Source organism: Microcoleus sp. A2-C3, from assembly GCF_036706065.1.
Taxonomy (GTDB): domain Bacteria; phylum Cyanobacteriota; class Cyanobacteriia; order Cyanobacteriales; family Microcoleaceae; genus Microcoleus.
Genome location: NZ_JAUBVX010000132.1, coordinates 1 through 1,178, shown reverse-complemented (window position 1 = coordinate 1,178; position 1,178 = coordinate 1). Strand labels below are relative to the sequence as shown.

The window sequence follows — 1,178 nt, the reverse complement described above, 5'->3', positions numbered from 1 at the left end:
CAGGGCTATTTCATTCTAAACAGATCTTTGAGTATGCTACAACTAAAGCCAGCGAGACGTTGAGCTTGAGCCATGTTTTGGAAGCCATGATCGCGATACAAATTCAAGGCAAAATTCCGTGCGATTGCCCAAGACTGAACGAGTCCAACGGTGCGAATCCGGCAAGCATCTTCCCCTTGAGTCACATCACGGACATAATGAACCTTGTTTTCGACTCCCCAATAGCCTCGAATTCTTTGAGCAAAGCAAGCGGCTGTTTCAGTTAATGAAGAGACGTAGTAGCGAGTTTCGGTAGAGGATTCAATGATGTTCGCTCGATAGACATGGCGTTCTGATTCAACTCGAATTAAGGTTTTTAGTCCCGGAAAATCAGGAATTTCCGTCAAGTCTTGACTGATGCTGACGGTACGTTTTTCAATCCGACCATGCCCTTTATTCATCTGAAATGAGGTTTCTTGCGGTTGAAATGCGGCTTCTACTGCGGTCAATAATCCAGATTGATTACCTTTGAGCGCACCCAAGTAATCATTATCACTATCAATTATGATCTGAGCAGTTTTTTTTGGGTGCTGATGGCATCAAAGGCGAACACTACACCTTTAAGCGCCATCTGCTCAATAAAAGCAGGGATTGCCGTGATTTCATTCGTTTTTGAATCCACCTCATAGGGTTCGAGAATCAACCCACGTTCCACAATATACGCACTTACTAGCATAATTGCTGGATGGGAATCGACTGTTGGGTCGTCAGTGGGACATTCATAAGACCCGCGCAATACTTTGCCATCCAACGCAATCGTTTCAGAGGGCAAAGGTTGAATCCCAAAAAACTTCGATAAACAACCAGAATAAGTCTGATATTCTAACCGCAGTAATGTCCGCCGAATCGTGCTGTAGGAGGGTAATCGCTCGGAAGGTGGTTGAAATAAAGTCACTAATTGCTCGTGATGGGCTTTTAACCAATCCCCAATCGCCAGAAATCCACGATTTCCGGCAGCAACACCTAGCGTAAACAAGGCTAAACACAGCGCTTGATGATGGCGTTGCCCTGCTCTTCGACGGGTATCGGGTAGGTCTGCGAAGGCTTCGACAATGGCAATTTGAGACATGACATATCATGTGAATGACTACAATACTTTATTATCATATCAGCTACTCAACCAGAATGAAATAGCCCTG

The 1,178-nt window shown here is 44.8% G+C and carries 1 pseudogene; it reads right to left on the bottom strand.

What is annotated here, in order from left to right:
- Positions 1-5: 5 nt before the first annotated feature.
- Positions 6-1,108 (bottom strand): annotated as a pseudogene (locus tag QUB66_RS29665) (ISAs1 family transposase).
- Between the last annotated feature and the right edge of the window lie 70 nt (positions 1,109-1,178).